The sequence below is a fragment of the Bacillus sp. AFS037270 genome, assembly GCF_002585305.1.
This window is the reverse complement of the sequence record NZ_NUNF01000051.1, coordinates 1-22,278: the sequence shown is the minus strand read 5'-3', so window position 1 is coordinate 22,278 and position 22,278 is coordinate 1. Positions and strand designations below refer to the sequence as shown.

Sequence of the window (22,278 nt, the reverse complement as noted above, 5' to 3'; positions counted from 1 at the left end):
GGCTTCAACTGGTCTTAAATAGACCAGTTTTTTTTGTTGGTTGATAGTATGATTAGCTTATTAGCAAAACCCTTTATAGTAAAGAGATCATTTTTTTATAAAAAGACAAGACTAATTATTTAACAATAGGAGGTATTCTAATGGTAAAAAGACGTTTTCCTGAAGGTTTTTTATGGGGTGGCGCAACCGCCGCTAACCAATTAGAAGGTGCTTATAATGAAGGCGGTAAGGGGTTATCGATTTTTGATATGGTTACCTTTATCCCGAAAGAAGAGCGTAAAAACGACATCGAAATGGATGTCAGAAGTGAAGAAGAATTAGAAGCGTTATTAGCAGGAAATGAGGGTGACAACTTCCCTAAACGCCGTGGAATTGATTTTTACCACCGTTATAAGGAAGACATCGCCTTGTTTGCTGAAATGGGCTTTAAAACTTTTCGGATGTCGATTTCTTGGCCGCGTATTTTTCCAAATGGGGATGAGTTGGAGCCAAATGAAGAAGGCCTGGCATTCTACGACAACGTGTTTGATGAACTATTAAAATATGGCATTGAGCCTTTGGTGACTTTATCTCACTATGAAATGCCGCTTCACTTGGTGCAAAAATATAATGGCTGGACCGACCGCAGCTTAGTCGATTACTTTGTACATTATGCAGAAACTGTATTTAATCGCTATAAAGGCAAGGTAAAATACTGGTTAACGTTTAATGAAATTAATGTATCAACCATTTCTCCGTATATTGGCAGCGGGATTCTTGTCGACCGTGTCGAGCATAAGGAACAAGCCGTTTATCAAGCTCTGCACCATCAATTTGTGGCAAGTGCACGGGCGGTAAAAGCCTGTCATGAAATTATTCCAGATGCGATGATCGGCTGTATGCTGGCACGTATGGAAGTATATCCAGAAACATGCAGTCCAGATGATGTTTTAGCGTCATTAGAAGAAGATCAAAAGAATCTATTCTTCACAGATGTTCAAGTACGCGGCTATTATCCAAGCTATATGCTAAGTTATTTTGAAAAAAATAATATCCAAATTGAGATGTTACCGGGCGATGAGGAAATCTTGTTGCAGCACCCAGTAGACTTCTTATCATTTAGCTACTATATGACGATGGTGACAAGTGGGAATCCTGATCGATTAAAAGAAAGAGGAAACTTCTTTAGTGGAATTAAAAACCCTTATTTAGAAGCATCTGATTGGGGCTGGCAAATTGATCCTAAAGGCTTAAGGATTACCTTGAAGAAAATGTATGATCGCTATCAAGTGCCATTATTTATCGTGGAAAATGGTTTAGGAGCCTACGATAAGGTCGAGGAAGATGGTTCCATCAACGATGATTATCGGATTGATTACTTACGTGCCCATATTGATCAAATGGGAGAAGCCATCAAAGATGGAGTAGAAGTGATGGGTTACACAAGCTGGGGCTGTATTGACTTAATTAGCGCAAGCACCTCAGAAATGTCCAAACGTTATGGATTCATCTATGTCGACCAAGATGACTATGGTAACGGTACACTAGAAAGAAAGAAGAAAAAATCTTTCTATTGGTATAAGAATGTAATTGAAACTAACGGTGAGGAATTGTAATTGTCGAATGGAAGCATGGGGACGGTTCTGCTGCTCTGGAAGCAAGAGAACCGTCCCCGCGCTTCACAAAGTGTCTTACCCTTTTGGGTGAAGGCACTTTTTTTGTTTTGGGTCATTCGTATTGATTTGTTGAGAAAAATAGACTTAAATGAAAGAATGACTAATCTGTGAAAGAGTGAAAAAATGATGGATATTTCCTTTAAAGCAATTTCTATTACAAACGAAATTGATCTAAACAAAATTGCTTTACAATGCGGCATTCCAAAGAAGTTCACCTGGGAAGAACCTTTAATCCTGAGAGGACGCATCCTTCAAACCATTCTAGGGAAAAAAGTGGACGAATCGAAAAGTGTTCTGGTTTTTTCGTTTGGATGTGTTGTATTTATTAATCACTCGACGGACGATGAGATCAAGGTTTTTTTAAACTACCTTCAAACTTTCGAGCCGGAAATGGACCTGAAAAACATAGGCAGGTATTCGGACGATTATAGTCTTCATATTAATGAAAAAGCAGCCCTTGAATTGACCGACGAATATGTGGTTGTACCTGAATACGAGCCTTTTTACCCTGAATTAATTTCTACTGTTCTTGCAAAATCGGTTGCTCTTGAAAAAACGGAGGAACAATTAGAGGGCATACACGACAGGCTTGAAACCATGATTGACCGGCTGGAAAAAGGGAAGCTGCGAATAGGCAATAAAGAATTGGCAAGAACGACCGCAAAAATTCTACGTCATGACTATAACACCTTAGCCTATATCATGATTTTGGATAAGCCAGATATCACTTGGACGAGCAGTAATGCCAACGAATTTTACGACAAAATGATGGATTTTTTTGAATTGAACGACCGCCATATAATTTTAAAAAGCAAAACGGAAATTTTATATAACATCATTGATGGTTTCTCCACCATTAGCCATTCAATTCGAGGACTATTCGTAGAATGGATTGTCGTGATTCTTATTGTGATTGAAATCGTAATAACAGTCTTACAGATTATGGGGTGGCTCCCTTGAGAGCCTGTTTTGGTCTCTTTCGTTGTTTACCCTAATGTCGAATACCTCCCAAAAATAATAACTCAAACCCCTGCTTACCATCAAAAAGCAGGGGTTTTGACATTGGTTCAAGTAGATAATTGTGTTCCCCAAGTAATTGGACATTCTCCCTAATTTAAAACAGGGCTTTTCCAATAGGAACAAGCATCCATCACCTTCAATAAAATAAAACTAGCTGAGCTAGTACAATTTGTTCGAAGTATTCAAGCAGAAGGAGTAGGGAGAAAATGGGCACTATTAAGGGAAAGGATTTTATTGAACGATTAAATAAGTTGGAAAATGAAATTTGGTTTGATGGTGAAAAAATTAAGGGGAAAATATCTGAGCACCCTGCCTTTAAAGGGATTCTTAAGACAAAGGCTTCTTTGTATGATTTGCAAAATGAACCCGAGTTAAAAGAGGAGATGATATTCTTTTTACCAGATAAAGAAGAACCAATTGGACTCTCCTATTTGCAGCCAAAAACAAAAGAGGATTTAAAGAAAAGAAGAAAGATGATCGAACACTGGGCGCGAATCACTCATGGCATGATGGGAAGAAGTCCTGACTATATGAACACAGCAGTTATGAGCTTTGCCTCCTCAGCCTCCCTATTAAAAGGTATAAAAAATTGCTTTCCGGAAAATATTCAATCCCTCTATGAAAGGGCGATGGAACAAGACCTCTCGTTTACCCATACACTTATTACACCTCAGGTAAATCGATCCCAGGGCTATTTAGAACTTTCCGAGCAGCCAATCTCTGCTAAGGTTATTGATAGAAATGAAAAAGGGATTGTGATAAAAGGTGCCCGTCTACTCGCTACTCAAGGCGGTTTAACGGATGAAGTTTTGGTTATTACTGCGCCAAGACTATTTCTTGACCCTGATGAAGCCTTCGCTTTTTCTATCCCATCTAATACGAAGGGATTAAAATTCATTTGCAGAGAATCCTTTGTGGGTGGAGAATCCTCTTTTGATTATCCGCTTAGCTCAAGGTATGAGGAAATGGATTCAATCGTTGTTTTTGATAATGTTTTAGTTCCTTGGGATCGAGTATTTTATTACGATAATGTGGAAGCAGCCACTGATTTCATGAGTCGAACCTCCTTTCACACCTTTGCTTACCATCAAGTAGTGACAAGACAGATAATAAAAACAGAATTTATTCTCGGTGTGGCTCAACTTCTTGTTAAGGCTATAAATGTTAGTGAATATCAACATATACAAGAAAAACTTTCTGAAATCATAATTGGTCTTGAAACAATGAAAGCATTAGTAGAGAAGGCAGAAAACGATGCAGAAATAGATGAGTGGGGGTTTATGCGTCCTAGTATGGTTCCGTTACAAATCGCCTGTAACACTTTTCCTAAAATTTATCCCCGTTTTTGCGAAATCATCCAATTAGTGGGGGCCAGTGGAATGGTTTCAATCCCAACTGAGAAATCCTTTGATTCTGAAATTAGGGCAGATCTAGACCAATATCTACAAGCACAATGCATGAATGCAGAGAACCGAGTCAAATTATTCCGCTTGGCATGGGACCTTACCATGAGCTCATTTGGTACAAGGCAAACCCATTATGAAAGATACTTTTTTGGTGACCCTATACGATTATCTAGTAATTTGTACAGGACATATCCAAATGATGACTATGTTAAAAGAGTAAGTGAATTCTTAAATCTAAATATAAAGAGTGATGTAAAATGAAAGGCACGGGGACGGTTCTCATGCTTCCGAAAGCATGAGAACCGTCCCCGTGCAAACTCGTGCTCATTTATTTTTTGACCACGTTATATCGTTTTAAAGCAAATTTTCCAAATAGAGTAAGGACCCTATCCATAACAAACCCCATTAATCCCAGTATTACGAGACCAACGAAAATCCAATCAGTTTTAAAGTACAACCTGGCATTCCAAATCATGTAGCCAATTCCTTCATTCGCCGCAACCATTTCAGCTCCGACGATGGCCATGAAAGAGGAGCCCATTGCGAGCTTAGCTCCAGTGAAGATATATGGAAGGGAAGCTGGAATGATGACATGGAACATGATTTGTACTTCGGACGCCCCCATGCTTCTAGCGGAACGAATTTTATCTTCTTCCACAAAAAGTACACCCGTAATCGTATTGATGATGACGATAAAAAAGGTGGCATACATGATTAGAAAGATTTTGGATTGCTCGCCAATTCCGAACCAAAGCATGAATAAGGTAATAAAGGCAAGGGGAGGAATAAAGCGGACAAAATTAATAATTGGATCCAGCAGCACTCTAAGTGCCGAGAAGCGGCCAATTAATAAACCAATTGGGATGGCAATCAAATTCCCAAGAGTCCAGCCAATAATTACTCTCAAAAAGCTGGCCCCCATGAAAGTGAATAATGAGCCATCCTTACTAAGATCCACCGCTCCTTGCCAAACAACTAATGGGCTGGGCAAAAACTGAGGATCGGAAAGCGCCGCGGCAATGCTCCATATTAAAATAACCAATAACCACCCCAGCACGCCGCTCTTTAAGACCATTCTCATAAGGGAAAACTGTAATCGAATTTTCGGCAGGGAAGCTTGATTTCCTTTTATTTCATTTCTTTGTGCGTACACTTCTTTTCCCTCCTTTTAATCAAAGTGTGATTGGATCTGTTGATAAAGATGATGAAATTCTTTGTCTGTAAAATCTCTTGGATAAGCTAAAGGGATTTCATAAATAGTAGAAATATTAGATGATGGACCAACAGACATGACGCCAACTCTTTGGCCAAGTAAAAGGGCTTCTTGAATGTCATGGGTGACAAAGATAATCGTTTTATTCGTCTCTTTCCAAATTCTCACCAATTCTTGCTGCATCGTTCGACGGGTCATTGCATCCAGGGCGCCAAAAGGTTCATCCATTAGTAATATATCCGGGTCATTGGCTAAGACCCGTGCTAATTGGACCCGCTGTTTCATTCCTCCTGAGAGTTCCTTTGGAAATTTCCCTTCATGCCCCTTTAAGCCAACAAGTTCGATGAAGGAAGAGGACGTTTGCTCACGAATTGTTTTTGGAACCTTCTCCATCTTTAGTCCAAACTCCACATTTTCTTTAACGGTTAACCAAGGGAATAGGGCAGAATCAGCTTGCTGGAAGACAACGCCTCGATTTCTTCCGGGTTTATGGACTTTTTCTTGATCAACTAAAACCTCTCCTGCAGTATTTTTGATAAATCCGGCAATAATGCTAAGTAGTGTTGATTTCCCGCAGCCGCTGGGACCTAGCAGGATATAAAATTCACCTTGTTGAATAGTTAAATGAACATTCTCTAAAATATAGGAAGAATTGCCATTAAACGATTGAGATAACCCAGAAATGGAGATCACTGGGGTTTCTTCAATTTCTTTAAGTGCCGTGGTCATAAGGTCCTCCTCCTTTTCTTTGTCTAGCTCCAGCGCCTAGCCCNNCGCTTGCGCTTTTCTTAATAGTTAACAGACTCAGGTAATGCCTTTTTAAGCGGATCTAAACTTAGCTTATCTTCTAAACTAAAAGACTTTCTGAATATCCCTTTTTCTTCCATCCATTTTTTCATTTCTTCAAGATGGTTAGCATCTTCCTTGGTAAAGCCAAGTACATAATTATTTCTATCAAGATCCTTTAATACACCATCCTCTGGCAGTTTCAATTGTTCAAAGGCCAGCTTTGCTGTTTCCTCTTTATGATTTTGGACATATTGGACTCCTTCATTTAGAGCTTTTAATGCATTTTCAACCGCTTTAGGGTTTTCTTCAACCAATGATTTTTTTGCAAGAAGGTAACTATCAATCGTTATGCCTGCCCCAGTTAAGTCATCAATTTGATGGACGCCTTCAATACTTTTAAATTTTTCTAAAAGGGCACCGCTCACCCATACCGCGTCAATATCTCCTTTTTTCACCCCTACAATGGCTTCATCAGGTGTGCTGTAAGGCACATAGGTGATATCTTTTTCACTTAAATCATGGGCTTTCAGATACTGTGCCCAGACGTATTCATTAACGGTCCCTTTATTGACTCCTATTTTCTTCCCCTTTAAATCAGCTGCGCTTTTAATATTGCCATTCGCAAGCAGTTGATTGGCCTTTGAAGTCTTATCATTTCCTCTCGTAAGGGTAGCTACTATGACCAAATCTCCTTTTGCCAATGAATTAATGGCAACATAATCAGCCGCAATCCCCGTATCTGCTTGTTCAGTTAAAACGGCATTGATCGTATCTACACCCATTGCAAAATTAGAGAGCTTAGCATCTACGTTTTGTTCTTTAAAAAATCCTTGTTTTTCTGCCTGCCTAAATTGAAGCGATCCGCCTGCAGCTGTATCAATGGCCATTCGAATGGCATTTTTTTCACTTCCGGTTGCTTTTGTACTCCCCGAAGTTTCTTTCGAGGAGTTAGAGCATCCAGCTATTAGTAAACTACTAAATAGCGAAAATAGGATAATAGAAGATTTTAACTTTTTCATTTTCATTATAATCATCCCCTTTAGCTCTTATCTGATTGGAGTTTAATGGTTTCATCTATTCTTGCGACGCAAAGTGCTCCTTCTTCGTAGGATTCTTCAGTACCTGCAACCGCAACGATTGAATCGGTGCCGATACCTGCCGCATTAGGTACTCTAAATAATGCCACATCGAGAGGCACAATCTCTTTTTCTTCTGGTCTTTCAAGCTGTGGCACCCATTCGTATGGGAGGCGGTAAGCACGATAGACCATATTCGAGTTTCGACCGTTTTTATAAGGGGAGATATATTCCCATACAAGTTCATGATCACGTGTGACTTCAAATATTCTGCCGTCTGCTCCTTCGGTTATCAGCGTGTTTCCGTTTGGCAGCCTTTGGGCGGAACTGATATACGGGCTGTAAAACCGGTATGAATCTAATGGAGCTTGGAATCCAGCTTCCGTAGGTGTAAATTGCCATTCAATTTCAAGCGTGACAGGATTGATTTCTAAGATTCTTGAGTGATCACGAACTGCATTTTTTATACCATAAGGAGATGCAGGGTTCGGAAGACCATAACCACCCCAGCCGCCATTATCAAATACAAGGAGATTACCCTCACCAGGCAAGCCTTGCGGAATAATATGGGCATGGTGCTGCCCGATAATCCATCCTATATGTTTCACATCTGGAGTTGAATAATCCGGACCAAGTTTCCAAACGATTTTTCCCGTCTTCTTATCAATAATCGCAATAATATTTGATTCTCTAGCATCCCAAATAATATTATCTGGATGGAAGCGCTTATCTCCTTGATCGTAAAATTTATTAGGCCCTATCGTAGACATGGAGTTAATATGCATCCAATCTCCGTCTGTATCATTTCCAAAGCCTCTTAAATTCGGATCACGGAAGAGTACATTCTTGGCACTTTCATCAAATCCAAGCTCATCGAAATGATCACTAACAGCCCATTCCCAAAGGATATTTCCTTCCCAATCGACCTCGACAATAATGTCATCTAGTAGTGGTTTGTCAGAGATTTCAGGTTTATGGACGTTTCTATGAGCCAAGATAAGCGTCTTTCCACTGTCTACTTTCGATTCCAATCCTGGAACATAGTAGCCAACCGGATTGCCTTCACGCTGGTAATCATGATGAGCTCTCGCCATCCATTGTGGTTCATGACCTGGGTCTTCTATGTATTCGAGCCGGTCAAATTTCCAGACAATGTTTCCGTCCCAATCGACTTGAACCAAATCTGCTTCATCTTGGAAACTATATTTAGGATCTCTTTGTTTCGTATGCCCCAAAACATAACCGCCTGGCAGCATCTTATTCGGAAATCCCCGCAGACCTTTCCACAAGTGAACTTCCTTTCCATTCATATCAATTAGTAAGGCACCATGATCAGCTGCTTGAAAAATGGTGTAGCCGCTCCAGGCTTTTTGAGGATTATAAACGGTTGCTCCTGTTGGATAAATAGATGGATGACCCATATTAAACACTCCTTGTTTTTTAGTTTAATAAATAAAAAGGATATAGAAATGAATAGGAAACGATCATTTCTATATCCTTTGGTTGACCAATCGGATAAGTTTGCTATTTAACTAGTTAATTTTTTACAAGACTCCTCCTGTTTTTTAGAAATAAAAAAGGATACAGAAATGAATGAAAAAAATCATTTCCGTATCCTTTGGTCGACCAATCGGATATTTCTATTACAGTATTAGAAATCTTTTATTACTTGTAAGTTTAATCTAATTATTCCGATTAATCAAGTAGGTTTAATGAAGTTTATTTATTTTTTTGAGAGGGAAGTAAAGGGACGGTTCTCTTGCTTCGTAAGCAAGAGAACCGTCCCCGTGATTTTTAATATACCGATTTGTAGCCGAAGCTCTCTGATACCTGCCGGCTAATTTCCAAAATAAATTCACTGTGAGGATCGCTTTCGCTTTTCGGTATTTGCTCGGAGAAACCAACAATCGCCACCGCACCTAAAAGATCCCTTTTGTAATTTAAAACGGGAAAAGAAACAGAGGAGACTGAAGGTACAAGCGGTTCTCTTGCAAATGCAATTTCCTTTTCCTTAATGTTCAATATCTCTTTTTCCAGTTGCTGCAGTTGTTCTTGGGGGATCCTTTTACTTTCACTTTCTTTCCAGCTCTGAATAATATCCTCATTCGAGAATGCTGTAAAAATTTTACCGGCAGCAGAAAACAGCGGCAGCAGCGTTCCAATGGTTGCCCCAATATTAAAGCCTTGGCTTACATTAAACATCTTAATAACCATCGGACCATTATTGGTCCAAATAGAAAATAACACCGTACTGGAAGTTTTGCTATTAAGCAGTTCTAAGTAAGGCGTAATCCGATCAAGGACATTTTCCTGGTCAACCGCCGCCATGCCGTATTCCACTAATTTGCTGCCAAGTAAGTAAGCACCAGACCCCTTATCCCGATAGAGAATTCCCAGTTGAGTAAAGGTATTAAGATATTTATAGAGATTACTCTTTGTTGTCTGTGAAAGCTCTTGAATTTCAGAAAATTTTATTGGCTTTCCATGTTTAGCAATTAAATCAATAATCCCCATGCCAATTTCTAAGGATTGAATGGTAGCCCCTTTTTTAACATTTTCCATATTGCCCTCCAATACATCTACCGATAGTTTATATGTTTTAAAATAACAAACTCCATCTTACTTTTAAAGAGAGAGACTTAAGATTAACTCCAAAATTTATTTTTTAAATGTTAATATTGACAATAGTCAGAATACTGTTTTATCATAATAGTGACCATTGTATCTTATTAGTGGATACAATGAATATAAAATTACTTACGCAATGAAAGAACATGAAATGACACATAAAAACAAAAGGGGAGAATCGACAGATGAAATTGATAACGTTTTCAAGAGAAGGAGTTTCACGTGTAGGAGCAGTAGAAGGAAATAATGTAATTGATTTAAATTTAGCTTACCAGTCATTGCTAGAATCTGAGGGACAACTTCGCTACCGCCAAATTGCTGAAGCATATGTTCCTTCAGACATGAATGGTCTTCTACAAGGAGGCAAGGAAAGTTTAGCAAAAGCTGAGGAAGCGATTCAATTTGCCCTAAAGAATAAAGAAGACAAAGGCCGCAAACTTGTCTTGTCCACAGATGAGGTAAAAGTAGAAGCGCCTGTTCCCAATCCAGGGAAAATGATCTGCGTAGGTCATAATTATCGGGAACATATTTTGGAAATGAAACGTGAAATTCCACAACATCCGGTTGTATTTGCAAAGTTTGCTAACACTGTTATTGGTCCCGAAGATGATATCCCGTTCTTCCCAATTTCAGAGCAGCTTGATTATGAAGCAGAATTTGCCTTTGTCATTGGCAAAAGAGCAAGAAATGTATCACAAGAAGATGCCTTAGACTATGTGGCCGGTTACACGATTGTAAATGATGTTACTTACCGTGACATCCAGCGCCGGACTCTTCAATGGCTTCAAGGAAAAACAGTTGAGGGAAGCGCCCCAATGGGTCCATGGCTTATTACAACCGATGAACTAGAAAACCCATCTGGTTTAGAAGTTGTTTTAACAGTGAACGGTGAAGAAAGACAACATACGAATACTGCTAATCTTGTATTCTCTGTTCAATACTTAGTTGAATTTTTATCTAACTTGATGACTCTTGAACCAGGAGATGTCATTTTAACAGGTACCCCAGGTGGAGTAGGGTTTGCGATGAACCCGCAGACCTTCCTTAAAGATGGCGATGTCGTCAAAATCGAAATTGATCAAATTGGTTCACTAGAAAATACGGTCAAAAAAGTGGCTGTTGAGGTGAAATTATAATGACAATGATCACGATTCAGCCAGCTATCGAATCGGTTCAACAATCGTTAGATCAAATGATTAAAACAACCAACGCCCTTTCTGAGGAAACCATTCGCTGGAAACCAAGCGAGGAAGAATGGTCCATCATGGAAATCTTATGTCATGTATTAGAGGCTATCCCCTATTGGATTGGTGAAATCAATCAATTAAAAGCGGATCCCGGAACTGAATGGGGAAGGAATCACCTTCAGCAAGCACGCCTTGATGCAGTTGCAGCTGCGGATCAGCGGACTGTGGAGGAGATCGTTAAAGAACTTACTAGTTTAAAAGATCATATTGAAGCAGAACTCGGGAGCTTAGATAGCGAGACTCTTGCAGCGGAAGCACCGAGTCGTAATCCTAATTTTGGAACAAAACCAATCTCGTTTATTGTGAATCATTTAATTGTAGACCATGCGAGTAAGCATTTTGGACAAATCCAACGAAATCTATCGAAACTAGGTTAATTAAGGGAGGGTTTTTAATGGCAGAAAAAACAGAATTTATGGGTAGTAAATTGGTGTTGGACTTTAATAAAGATCTTGAACAATATAATCTTGGGCCGCTTTGGGAGGCGATCCCGGCATTAATGCATAAACAGCCAGAACCTCAGGCAAAGGCTTATCTGTGGAAAGGCGAAGTGATTTATAAAAAATTAATGGAAGCTTCCACCATCTTTACTCCTGATCGCGGTGGAGAAAGAAGAGCGATTTATTTCCAAAACCCAGGATTAACGTATCGGCAGCCGTGGGGCTGGGCTTCGACTACACAAACTCTTTATGCAGCAGCACAATTGATCTTGCCAGGAGAGAAAGCCCCATCCCATCGTCATTCACAAGCGGCACTTCGTTTTATTACGCATGGTGAAGGCGCTTATACAATTGTGCAAGGTGAGCGGATTTTTATGGAAGAAGGAGATTTCCTAATTACACCAAAGAATCTTTGGCACGGTCATGGTCATATCGGTGATAAACCAATGATTTGGATGGATGTTCTTGATATTCCAGTGATTTATTCCATGGGTGGTACCTTCTTTGAGCCTTATCCAGAGAAACTTGAAGAACCGAAAGTTCCAGATAACTTCTCTTCTCATCGCTATGAGGGAGGAATGGTTCGCCCAATTGCTGACCGCTATCCAAGGTCTGCTCCACTTGGTGCGTATAAATGGAACAAAACGGAGGATGCCATTAAAGGCTTAAGCAGATATGAGCCTGACCAATATGATGGTTATGCTGTAGAGTACATTAACCCATCAACAGGTGAAACGGCTAATAAAAATATTGCATCATGGATGCAGAAGCTTCCGAAAGGATATCATTCCAAAGCACATCGCCACACCCATGCGACGATTTATAATGTATTTAAGGGTTCTGGTTACAGTGTCATTAATGGTGTTCGTTTTGATTGGTCAGCAGGAGACTATTTTGTAGTTCCAAACTGGGCATGGCATGAGCATGTTGCCGATGAAGATTCGTACCTGTTTTCAGTCAGTGACCTGCCAATTATGGAACAATTTGACCTCGAACAAACACAAGCATACGAACAAAATAAAGGCCATCAAACCATCACAGGTGAATTTAAACCAAAATTGGCCTAATTTGAAAAACCGTTCCTTCATTTATATAGAAGGAACGGCTTTTCTTTTGGGAAGATTTAGGAGCACGGGGACGTTTCTCATNNATGAGAAACGTCCCCGTGCTTCCCTAAACCCCCTGAATTAGTTAAAATATAAGGAAATGCAGATGATTCGTTTGCGATTTAATTAAATTGGCGGGGGAGAGCATTAAAATGAATAGAGTAGTGATTACAGGTATTGGAGCCGTTACTCCTGTAGGGAATGATGCTCTTACAACATGGGATAACATTAAAAAAGGGGTTTCAGGAATTGGTCCTGCAACTATATTTGATGTAGATAAAGTAGATGTCAAAATTGCTGCTGAGGTAAAAGACTTTAAACCAGAAGCATTTATTGATAAAAAAGAAGCAAGAAGAATGGGACGTTATAGTCAGTTCGCTGTTGCTGCTAGTAAAATGGCTGTTCAGGATGCAGGCATTGAGATCGGTGTGGACATTCATCCTGAACGCATCGGTGTTTGGATTGGGTCTGGAATTGGCGGCTTAGGGGAATTCGAGGAACAGCATCGGAAATTTATTGAAAAAGGCCAAAGAAGGGTAAATCCGTTTACCATTCCCATGTTTATTCCGGACATGGCGGCAGGTCAAGTTTCCATAGAACTTGGAGCAAAAGGAATGAACAATTGTTCGGTGACCGCATGTGCGTCTGGGGCCAATTCCATCGGTGATGCATTCCGTGTGATTCAAAAGGGTGATGTGGATATGATGGTAGCAGGCGGTACAGAAGCAACGATTACGGAGATGACTGTTGCTGGTTTCTCTAATATGACCGCTCTTTCAAAGAATCCAGATCCAAATACAGCAAGCCGGCCTTTTGATAAGAACCGTGATGGATTTGTGATTGGCGAAGGCGCTGGAATTATCGTATTAGAAGAATTAGAGCATGCTTTGGCCCGTGGTGCCCACATATATGGAGAACTGATTGGCTATGGGGCTACAGGTGATGCTCATCATATTACAACCCCTGCGCCAAATGGAGAGGGCGCCCAGCGTGCAATGAAATTCGCATTAGCAGATGCCGGGATTTCACCGGAGCAAGTGGATTACATCAATGCACACGGGACATCCACTTATTATAATGATTTATACGAAACCCTAGCGATTAAAGAAGTGTTTAAAGAACATGCTTATAAGCTTTCGGTAAGTTCGACCAAATCAATGACAGGCCACCTATTGGGCGCGACCGGAGCAATTGAGGCTATTTTATCTCTCTTTGCCATCAAGGAAGGCATCATTCCTCCAACCATTAATTATGAAACACCAGATGAGGGACTTGACTTAGATTATGTACCAAATACTGCGAAGAAGATGGATGTACAAGTGGTCCTATCAAATTCATTAGGTTTTGGCGGACATAATGCCACATTGATTTTTAAAAAATTTACTGAATAACAATAGTTGGGTCCTCTGAAGGAAAAGGTAAAAAAAGAAGGTATCTAAAAATCTTTTAGATACCTTCTTTTAAGATTACTGAGCTTATACTTTTCTAATTTGTTTGCTTCGTAACTGTCCGCACGCGGCATCAATGTCTGTTCCATGTTCTTGGCGGATTTTGCAATTAACCCCGCCTTTTTTCAACGTATCATAAAACGAGAGAACCAACTCCTGTTCACTTCTTTGATATTGACTATGTTCATCCACTGGATTATAGGGAATTAAGTTCACATAGACCTGTTGTCCTAGAGGACGAAGGAGTGAGGCAAGCTGTTCTGCTTCTTGCTTATGATCATTTACATCCCTCAATAGAATATATTCAATCGTAATTCGACGATTTGTTTTTTCTATATAATACTCCATCGCCTTCATGAGTTTTTCAATGGGAATGGCACGGTTTATTTTCATAATACGAGTACGAAGCTCATTATTTGGCGCATGTAAGGAGACGGCTAAATTTACCTGCAATTGTTTGTCGGTGAATTCAACAATCTTGTCCGCCAGACCACTGGTTGATACGGTGATACGTCTAGAAGCAATTGCAAGCCCTCTATCATCCTTGATTACCTTGATAAAGTCTAATAGATTTTCAAAATTATCAAATGGTTCACCGATTCCCATCACGACCACATGACTTACCTTTTCTCCTTGGCCTTTTTTGTCCAGATGCAGTTGGACGTTCATAATCTGCTCGACAATTTCTCCGCTGGATAAATCCCGGCTTTTCGCTAATAAACCGCTCGCGCAAAAACTACATCCTATATTACATCCTACTTGCGTGGTTACACAAACCGAAAGGCCATATTTTTGGCGCATTAAAACCGTTTCAATTAAGTTGCCATCCTGCAATTTGAACAAGAACTTAATCGTTCCATCGGCTGATTCTTGCTTAATATGCTCCTGTAAGGTTTGGATCACGAAGTTGTCTGACAGGAGTTGAACACACGCCTGATTAACATCCGTCATTTCAGAGAAAGATGTAACGCGCCTTTGATAAAGATATTCCCAAATTTGTTGTGCCCTCGACTTTTTATGACCGTTCTCGATCAGCCATGCTGTCAATTGGTCTATAGTTAATCCATATATGGATTCTTTATTCATTACGTTCCCCTCTTTTCATTAAACATCCTTTTAACATATAAATTACTTTATAATGTAATTGAATAGCTTTAAATGGAGCTCAATCAATTACAAATAACCACTTCTCGAATAAATACCCCTTTTTTAGCAACAGCTCGGTCAATAATTGAAAAACCTGCTTTTATTAGGAGTCCATCGACGGGTTCAACGGTGACCACGACTACTTTATTTGCAAACCTTCGTGCACTCTGAAGCATTTCCAGCTGCTCTTCAGGGGTTATCACCGAACACAAATTATAAGGCAAATCAATAATGGCTACATCATAATGGTTGGTGATATCACGCATATCTGCTAGGTTTATTTCTCCAGTAAGACCAAAGTGTATCATATTTTCTCGTGCTCCTGGGATAATCAGCTGATTTCGGTCGCTTCCGACCATATCAATTCCCATTGATCGGGCTTCGACGAGGACGGTGCCAATTCCACAGCATGGATCGATTGCCTTAATTCCGTTTGGATTTGGGATGGCGATATTGACTACCGCTCTAGCAACACGTGTGTTGAGTGCGGTGGAATAACCATTTGGCTTCTGTTGGTGTCTAAACCAAACCGACTCACTTTTTACATACTCACCAAATACCCATTTTTCGTTTACATGCATGACGCCAAACAATCGATCTGGTTGACGAAGATCTGCTTTACCCTTAATGTGTAAGCCGATTTTTCGTTCAATTTCACGTCGTTTCTCGAATCCGTCTTGTTTATTTTTTGGCAGATCCCTATTTTTTACATATATAACTTTAAAAGTTACCCCGTTCATTTGTAAAGTTTCTACCTGCTTGTACAGATCCTCAAGGCTTTGCGCTTCATATATCACACTAATTCGTTCTTTCATAAACGGACTTCGCGTCGGATCAATTTTTACGAAGGTTTCCAAAACGTTTGATTGAGATACGTCACCGAAAAAAGATCGCATTTCTAGTGCACACAATGAGCGCTCATCATCAGAAAAGGCGTACGTATATATATAGGTCGTTAATCCTTGGTTAACATCCAATTTTTGTTTATTTAGTAATATATCTATTTCATCTTCACCTCAAGAGTTATCTGAAAAACAGTAATAATAATCATCAAAATTATTAACTGATTTATTATACCAAGAAACGACGCATAATTAAAAATAACTGTAAAGTGAAAGAAGTCCGACTTATCGGAGAAGAACCAGCGGAAACTTCAACAGCAGATGATGTGCTGATTGTAAATTTATCAGGACCCTGGAGATAAAGATGTGAGCAAGTTTTTGATATGTTAAAAAATAAATAGAATAACTCAAGCCCAATATATTAAATGGTGCATATTGGTAACTAAATAGACATTATTTTTCAATTGAAAAGTATTCGAATATTTGTTAAAATACAAATAAATTTAAAAGGCTATGTGTAACTGGCGAAACACGGATAACCGTGAGGGAGCACATAGTGTCGAAGCCGTTCGCCTGGGCAGAGGTAAGGGAAGAAGAAGGATCCCTTACCTCTTTCTATATATTAGGAGGCGATCTTCCATAATTTTGTAGAAAGTAACTTTAGTAGTTTTGCTTGATGTAGGATTATTGAGGAAATTAAAAACTATCATATCTAAAGCGAGGTATACAAGATGAGCACACTAGTTATAGACAACGTGAAAACAATTAAAACATTAAATAATATCGCTGAAAGCGGGTTAAAGGTATTCAATAAGGGGAATTTTTCAATTGATAATGACAGTGAGAATCCCGATGCTATTGTTGTTCGTAGTTTTAATATGCATTCACTTGATTTTAGCGATAACTTAAAAGCAATTGCACGTGCTGGAGCTGGTGTCAATAATATTCCCGTCGACAAATGTACGGACCAAGGAATTGTTGTTTTTAATACACCTGGTGCGAATGCGAATGCGGTAAAAGAGATGGTATTAACCTCATTGATTTCTTCCTCTCGAAACCTTTTTGCAGGTGTGGCTTGGACAAAGACCTTAGAAGGCGAAGGAGATCAGGTACCAAAGCTTGTCGAAGCAGGTAAAAAACAATTCGTAGGGAAAGAAATTAAAGGAAAGACGCTCGGGATTATTGGTTTAGGTGCAATCGGTGCGCTTGTAGCAAATGATGCCCTTGATTTAGATATGGATGTAATTGGGTTTGACCCGTTCATTTCTGTTGATACAGCATGGAACTTGTCTCGTAATGTACAGCGGGCTATGACAATTGAACAGTTGTTCGCTGAGTCAGATTATATTACTGTTCACGTGCCTTTAACCAATGATACAAAAGGGATGTTTAACCAAAATACTTTTAGCATTATGAAGCCTGGTGTTCATATTTTGAACTTCTCCCGTGGTGAGTTAGTAAATGAAGTGGATATGGCGGTAGCACTTGAAGAAGGGACCGTTGGCAGGTATATTACAGACTTCCCGAATGAAACTGTATTAAAAATGAAAAATACGATTTCCATTCCTCATCTTGGCGCTTCAACGGCGGAATCAGAGGAAAACTGTGCAATTATGGCAGCTCGTCAGGTGAAGGAATTTTTAGAAACAGGAAACATTAAAAACTCAGTCAATTTTCCAAATGCTGAGCTTCCTTACACAGGAAAACGTCGTGTCGCAGCTTTCCACAAAAACATTCCAAATATGGTTGGGCAGATCACATCAGGCCTTTCTAGCTATAATTTGAACATTGCAGACATGGTGAACAGAAGCCGCAACGGATATGCCTATACGATGATTGACATTGAAGATGAAGTAAACGGCGATATCATTCCTGGATTGGTAGAGAAAATCAACCAAATCGAAGGAATCGTTACAGCACGTATTATCTAATCACTCGAAATAAAAGAAGCACAGGGACGGTTCTCCTGCTCAATGAAGCATTAGAACCGTCCCTGTGCTTTATTCATTATAGATTGGTGACTTTCATAACAGATTCCGAGGTGGTATCGCTTTCATGGATGTAGGCATTCTTTGCTGGCACTAATGCAAGGGCTAATGCCGCTATTAATCCTGGAATGGCAAATGCAATGAAATTCATGTGTATGGGTAAAGAAATCGATAAGAGGAATCCTCCTAATAGTGGTCCAAGCATACCGCCAATTCTGCCGATGCCAGATGCCATCCCTAAGGCAGTGGATCTGACGTATGGGGGATAGTACTGGGATACATAGGCCTGTACAATATTTTGTGCACCAATTGTCGCAGCACCTGCGATTGCTACTAAGAGGTAAATCAAAAAGGAATTTCCTCCAAATCCCAGGATGGTCAACGCAACTGCACCTGAAGCATACATTGGGACAAGCATCCTTTTGGAACCGTATTTATCACAAAGTCGTCCGATTATCAGCGTTCCTATAATGGCACCGCCTTGAAGGGCAATTAAGAAAGCTAAACTTGAATTTAGTCCATATCCTGCTTCAATCATCAACTTTGGAAGCCAAGTATTTAAACCGTAGACCATCAACAAGCAGCTGAAAAAGGCAGCCCAAAACATAAGGGTACTTAATACCCTCTTATTTTTAAATAGACCAATAACTGGAAAGTCAGACTCTTTTGATTTGATTTCTACAAATTCGTCATTTTGATTAATACTCAATTCTGGATTTAGCCTTACGAGAGTGGAAAGTAATTTTTCCTTTTTCCCTTTTCGGATCAAGTAACTAGCCGTTTCCGGTAATTGCTTATGGATAAACGGCAATAGTAATAGAGGCAGACCAGCAAACCAAAAGATGGATTGCCAGCCGAAATTAGGCATTAAGAGAATTCCTAATAAAGGAGCAAGGATTCCTCCGACCGAATATCCGCACAGTACAATGGAGACGACCATACTTCTCATTGTTTTTGGCGCATAATCGGTCAACAATGCGATGACATTCGGCATGATTCCCCCCAGTCCTAATCCTGCAAAGAAGCGTAAGGTTGAGAAAACAGTAGGTGTATTTGCAAAGCCGCATAAGAATGTAAATAAACTAAACAGAATCAACGTAATACTAATAACGCTTTTCCTTCCAATACGATCTGCTAGTGTTCCGAAGAGTATAGCACCGAACATCATCCCAAATAATCCATATGTTCCAATAGCACCTGCTTCGACAGGAGAGAGGTGCCATTTTTCAATTAGGGTTGGTACTACGGTCCCGTATACCACCAAATCATATCCATCAAATGAAATAATAAAGAAACTCCATAAAAGTAAGCCTAGATGAAAACGGCTAAATTTACTTTTAGCAATAACCTCTGCTGTATTAATGGCTGCCAAATAATCTCCCCCTCATTTTACCTAAAAATCAATGATAACGCTTACTAAAACGTATTTGCTTTTGTCACTTTTCTTATTAAACACCACCCCGACTATAAAAATAGTGAATACTGTTATCTATTTAGAGATTATAAACAGAGAATCATTAAATTTCAATATAAAAAAATTAAATATTAATAGTTTTCTGTAAACTAGTGCAAGTGGAGTGGATGAGTATTGGTTCTATCAATTTAATTATTAAATTAAAAAAGCGAGGATTTCCCCGCTTTTTTGTTTATTGTCTATTCAGAATCGTTCTAATCTGTAATAGCTCGATATCCAAACCCTATGGATATTTCTTTACTAATTTGGATCAAATAATGACTTAGTTCATCTTCTTCATTTTGAGGTATTAACTCGGAAAAGCCTACAATCGTGACTGCTCCAAGGAGTTTCTCTTTGAAGTTAAATACAGGGAAAGAAACGGAGGATACAGATGAAACTAGGGGTTCCCTTGCAAAGGCAATTTTTCTCTCCTGAATGAATCTGCGTTCTTCTTCAAGCTCACTAACCCTTTCTGGAGGGAGCTGCATGAATTCTTTCTCCTTCCATTCACGAATCAACTGCTCATCCATAAAGGCCCTAAACAATTTCCCTGTTGAAGAATGAATGGGAAGAAGTGTTCCTTTCTGAGCTCCAATATTAAACCCTCGGTTTGTGTTAATTTCTTTAACGACCATAGGACCATTATGAGTCCAGCTGGAAAAAAGAACGGTACTCGAACATTTCACGTTAATTTCTTGCAGATATGGTGTGATTCGGTCAATAACATTTTCTTGATCTACTGCAGACATTCCGTATTCAATCAACCTGCTTCCTAAAACATATTCTCCGGAATCTTTGTAACGATAAAGGATCCCTAATTGAGTAAAGGTATTTAAATATTTATACAAATTACTTTTTGTAACCTTTGTTAAATCGTGAATATCTGTAAATTTTAACGGCTTTCCTTGTTTGGCAATTAAATCTACAATCCCCATTCCTACTTGCAATGATTGAATGGTTGTTCCTTTTTTTAAGCCTTCCATCGTGACCCTCCTATAGAAACCCTCTCTTATTCTTATCTTAGCATAGCGGTTTACCCATATCCCACTATCAAAGTTAAAATGAGATTTCTGAATACATTTTTTTTTGATAATATTGACAACATTATAAAATCTAATTTATTATATAAATAGAGAAAATAGTTATCTATTTCGATAATTCACAAGAAAATGTTTATCTGAGGTGATGGAATGAAGAAATATTTGGTATTGATTGAAAGAAAACCTTCTTTCACAGGCAATTTCATTCAAGGCCATCGTGAATTTTTACAGAATTTGAGGGAAGTTCAAACACTAATTTCTGCGGGTGGATTTGAAGACCAAACCGGAGGAGCATATGTGTTGCAAGCGAATTCTTTAGAGGAAGCAAGAATGGTTGTAAAAAATGACCCAATGAATCATGAAAATGAATCCGTTTACAAAGTGAAAGAATGGAATGCGGTTTAACGGTATTTTTTAAAAGAATGGAATTTAAATTTAAAAATGGGGGATGGAATAATGACTAATTTAGAAAAAGCAGTACTTGTAATTGGCGGAGGAATTGGTGGGTTAGGGGCTGCTCTTGCAACCGCAGAAGCAGGTCAGAAAACGGTGGTATTTGAACAAGCACCTCAGTTTGGAGAGATTGGGGCAGGGATTCAGATGGGACCTAATGCTATGGCAGTCCTTGACCGGTTTGGGCTTGCTGATGAAATCGCAAAGTATGCTGTTTTCCCAAAACGACTTGTATTAAAAGATGTTTATACAGCAAGGGAATTATCGTTCTTAGATCTAGGGGAAGAATTTAAAGCGAAATATGGTTTTCCTTATATGGTATTGCATCGTTCAGATTTACATCGAGTTTTATTCGAAGCGTGTGAAAAGAATCCGCTTATCAGCCTTATTAATGACCAGGTTATTGAAACAGTTGAAGAAACCCCAGCCGGTGTAACGGTTACAAATCAAAGGGGAGAACAATTTACAGGAAAAGCGGTTATTGGAGCTGATGGTCTCTGGTCAAAAACACGTAAGTATTTTTCCGATGATCAGCCAATTTGTTCCCAATATGTAGCATATCGGGGCACGATTCCTATTTCTGAAATTAGTTCTGATGCCAATATGGATGATGTCATTATGTGGATCGGTCCGAACCTACATGTCGTTCAGTATCCTGTACGCAGGGGAGAATTATATAACCAAGTTGTTGTTTTTAAAAGCTCTAATTATAAGGAAGGATCTAATGACTGGGGAACTCCTGAAGAAATGGATCGAGTATTTGAAGGGTGTCACCCTCTTGTTGAAAATGCTTTATCGTTCATACAACGTCAAATCCGCTGGCCAATGTATGACCGTGAGCCAATTGAGAATTGGACAAAAGGGAATTTCACTCTGCTTGGTGATGCTGCACATCCAATGCTTCAATACTTGGCACAGGGTGGGTGCCAAGCGTTAGAAGATGCTTCATATTTAGCTGATATGCTTAAGGTTTATGGGGATAACTTTGAAAAAGCATTCACAGCCTATCAAGAAGAAAGAATTCCGCGTTCAGCAAAGGTGCAAAAATCGGCACGTACTTGGGGAGAGATAATCCACGCTGAAAATCCAGTTTTCATTTTGCTCCGTAATACTCTTTTAGAGAATAAGGAAGCTAAGGAATTTGAAATGATTGACTGGTTATATGGATATAAAAAAATCCCTGCTAAGATTTGATTGCTATCACAATGGAATATAAGTAAGGGGCATCATCGGATTAGGAAAGGTGCCCCTTTTAATTAGATAAGAAAGTATAAAAGTTTATAACTTTGAGAATTGTCTAGCTTAAGCGCCTAGCCCCTCGATGG

The 22,278-nt window shown here is 39.3% G+C and carries 19 protein-coding genes and 1 riboswitch; of the genes, 10 read left to right on the top strand and 9 right to left on the bottom strand.

Annotation, left to right across the window (positions count from 1 at the left end; genetic code table 11):
* The first annotated feature begins 134 nt into the window (after positions 1-134).
* The 3 genes from COD92_RS22800 to hpaB all read left to right on the top strand — a co-directional run bounded on the left by COD92_RS22800 (position 135) and on the right by hpaB (position 4,342).
* Positions 135-1,595: a 6-phospho-beta-glucosidase gene (locus COD92_RS22800; RefSeq protein ID WP_176541335.1), complete on the top strand. Its 1,461-nt coding sequence runs from the start codon at positions 135-137 to the stop codon at positions 1,593-1,595.
* Between the two features lie 186 nt (positions 1,596-1,781).
* Positions 1,782-2,615 (top strand): RMD1 family protein, encoded by an 834-nt coding sequence (locus COD92_RS22795; protein ID WP_255295294.1) that lies wholly within the window; start codon positions 1,782-1,784, stop codon positions 2,613-2,615.
* Between the two features lie 266 nt (positions 2,616-2,881).
* Complete coding sequence (gene hpaB / locus COD92_RS22790; RefSeq protein WP_098532203.1) at positions 2,882-4,342, top strand: 4-hydroxyphenylacetate 3-monooxygenase, oxygenase component; 1,461 nt, start codon at positions 2,882-2,884, stop codon at positions 4,340-4,342.
* A 67-nt stretch (positions 4,343-4,409) separates the two neighbouring features.
* On the opposite strand, the gene COD92_RS22785 is transcribed toward hpaB, so the two are convergent.
* The 5 genes from COD92_RS22785 to COD92_RS22765 form a co-directional block, all read right to left on the bottom strand.
* Complete coding sequence (locus tag COD92_RS22785; RefSeq protein ID WP_098996575.1) at positions 4,410-5,162, bottom strand: ABC transporter permease; 753 nt, start codon at positions 5,160-5,162, stop codon at positions 4,410-4,412.
* A gap of 87 nt (positions 5,163-5,249) precedes the next feature.
* Entirely contained in the window at positions 5,250-6,023 is a 774-nt protein-coding gene (locus COD92_RS22780; RefSeq protein WP_098532204.1) for an ABC transporter ATP-binding protein, read from the bottom strand.
* A gap of 59 nt (positions 6,024-6,082) precedes the next feature.
* Positions 6,083-7,108 (bottom strand): ABC transporter substrate-binding protein, encoded by a 1,026-nt coding sequence (locus COD92_RS22775; RefSeq protein WP_255286762.1) that lies wholly within the window; start codon positions 7,106-7,108, stop codon positions 6,083-6,085.
* A 14-nt stretch (positions 7,109-7,122) separates the two neighbouring features.
* On the bottom strand, positions 7,123-8,580 hold the full coding sequence (locus COD92_RS22770) for an aryl-sulfate sulfotransferase (RefSeq protein ID WP_098532205.1): 1,458 nt from the start codon (positions 8,578-8,580) through the stop codon (positions 7,123-7,125).
* Between the two features lie 373 nt (positions 8,581-8,953).
* Positions 8,954-9,721: an IclR family transcriptional regulator gene (locus COD92_RS22765; RefSeq protein ID WP_098532206.1), complete on the bottom strand. Its 768-nt coding sequence runs from the start codon at positions 9,719-9,721 to the stop codon at positions 8,954-8,956.
* A gap of 251 nt (positions 9,722-9,972) precedes the next feature.
* On the opposite strand from COD92_RS22765, the gene COD92_RS22760 reads away from it, so the two are divergent.
* The 4 genes from COD92_RS22760 to fabF all read left to right on the top strand — a co-directional run bounded on the left by COD92_RS22760 (position 9,973) and on the right by fabF (position 13,971).
* Positions 9,973-10,923, top strand: coding sequence for a fumarylacetoacetate hydrolase family protein (locus COD92_RS22760; RefSeq protein WP_098532207.1), 951 nt, complete (start codon positions 9,973-9,975; stop codon positions 10,921-10,923).
* Positions 10,923-11,411, top strand: coding sequence for a DinB family protein (locus tag COD92_RS22755; protein WP_098532208.1), 489 nt, complete (start codon positions 10,923-10,925; stop codon positions 11,409-11,411). Before COD92_RS22760 ends, COD92_RS22755 begins: the two co-directional genes overlap by 1 nt.
* 17 nt (positions 11,412-11,428) lie before the next feature.
* Positions 11,429-12,541, top strand: coding sequence for a cupin domain-containing protein (locus tag COD92_RS22750; RefSeq protein ID WP_098532209.1), 1,113 nt, complete (start codon positions 11,429-11,431; stop codon positions 12,539-12,541).
* A 185-nt stretch (positions 12,542-12,726) separates the two neighbouring features.
* On the top strand, positions 12,727-13,971 hold the full coding sequence (fabF, locus tag COD92_RS22745) for a beta-ketoacyl-ACP synthase II (RefSeq protein ID WP_098532221.1): 1,245 nt from the start codon (positions 12,727-12,729) through the stop codon (positions 13,969-13,971).
* Between the two features lie 84 nt (positions 13,972-14,055).
* On the opposite strand, the gene rlmN is transcribed toward fabF, so the two are convergent.
* Positions 14,056-15,114, bottom strand: coding sequence for a dual-specificity RNA methyltransferase RlmN (rlmN, locus tag COD92_RS22740; RefSeq protein WP_098532210.1), 1,059 nt, complete (start codon positions 15,112-15,114; stop codon positions 14,056-14,058).
* Between the two features lie 83 nt (positions 15,115-15,197).
* Complete coding sequence (locus COD92_RS22735) at positions 15,198-16,070, bottom strand: TRM11 family SAM-dependent methyltransferase (protein WP_176541334.1); 873 nt, start codon at positions 16,068-16,070, stop codon at positions 15,198-15,200.
* Between the two features lie 453 nt (positions 16,071-16,523).
* A riboswitch (ZMP/ZTP riboswitch) is annotated at positions 16,524-16,602 on the top strand.
* A 145-nt stretch (positions 16,603-16,747) separates the two neighbouring features.
* Here COD92_RS22735 and COD92_RS22730 point away from each other — a divergent pair.
* Positions 16,748-17,947 (top strand): phosphoglycerate dehydrogenase, encoded by a 1,200-nt coding sequence (locus tag COD92_RS22730; protein WP_098532212.1) that lies wholly within the window; start codon positions 16,748-16,750, stop codon positions 17,945-17,947.
* Positions 17,948-18,023: 76 nt separating this feature from the next.
* Here COD92_RS22730 and COD92_RS22725 read toward each other — a convergent pair whose 3' ends face one another.
* Both COD92_RS22725 and COD92_RS22720 read right to left on the bottom strand, forming a co-directional pair.
* Entirely contained in the window at positions 18,024-19,376 is a 1,353-nt protein-coding gene (locus COD92_RS22725; protein WP_098532213.1) for an MFS transporter, read from the bottom strand.
* A 296-nt stretch (positions 19,377-19,672) separates the two neighbouring features.
* A complete protein-coding gene (locus COD92_RS22720; protein ID WP_098532214.1) occupies positions 19,673-20,443 on the bottom strand; it encodes an IclR family transcriptional regulator in 771 nt (256 codons plus the stop codon).
* Between the two features lie 207 nt (positions 20,444-20,650).
* On the opposite strand from COD92_RS22720, the gene COD92_RS22715 reads away from it, so the two are divergent.
* Both COD92_RS22715 and COD92_RS22710 read left to right on the top strand, forming a co-directional pair.
* Positions 20,651-20,905, top strand: a complete 255-nt coding sequence (locus tag COD92_RS22715) for a YciI family protein (RefSeq protein ID WP_098532215.1) — start codon at positions 20,651-20,653, stop codon at positions 20,903-20,905.
* A 51-nt stretch (positions 20,906-20,956) separates the two neighbouring features.
* Positions 20,957-22,147 (top strand): FAD-dependent monooxygenase, encoded by a 1,191-nt coding sequence (locus tag COD92_RS22710; protein ID WP_098532216.1) that lies wholly within the window; start codon positions 20,957-20,959, stop codon positions 22,145-22,147.
* Positions 22,148-22,278 lie beyond the last annotated feature (131 nt).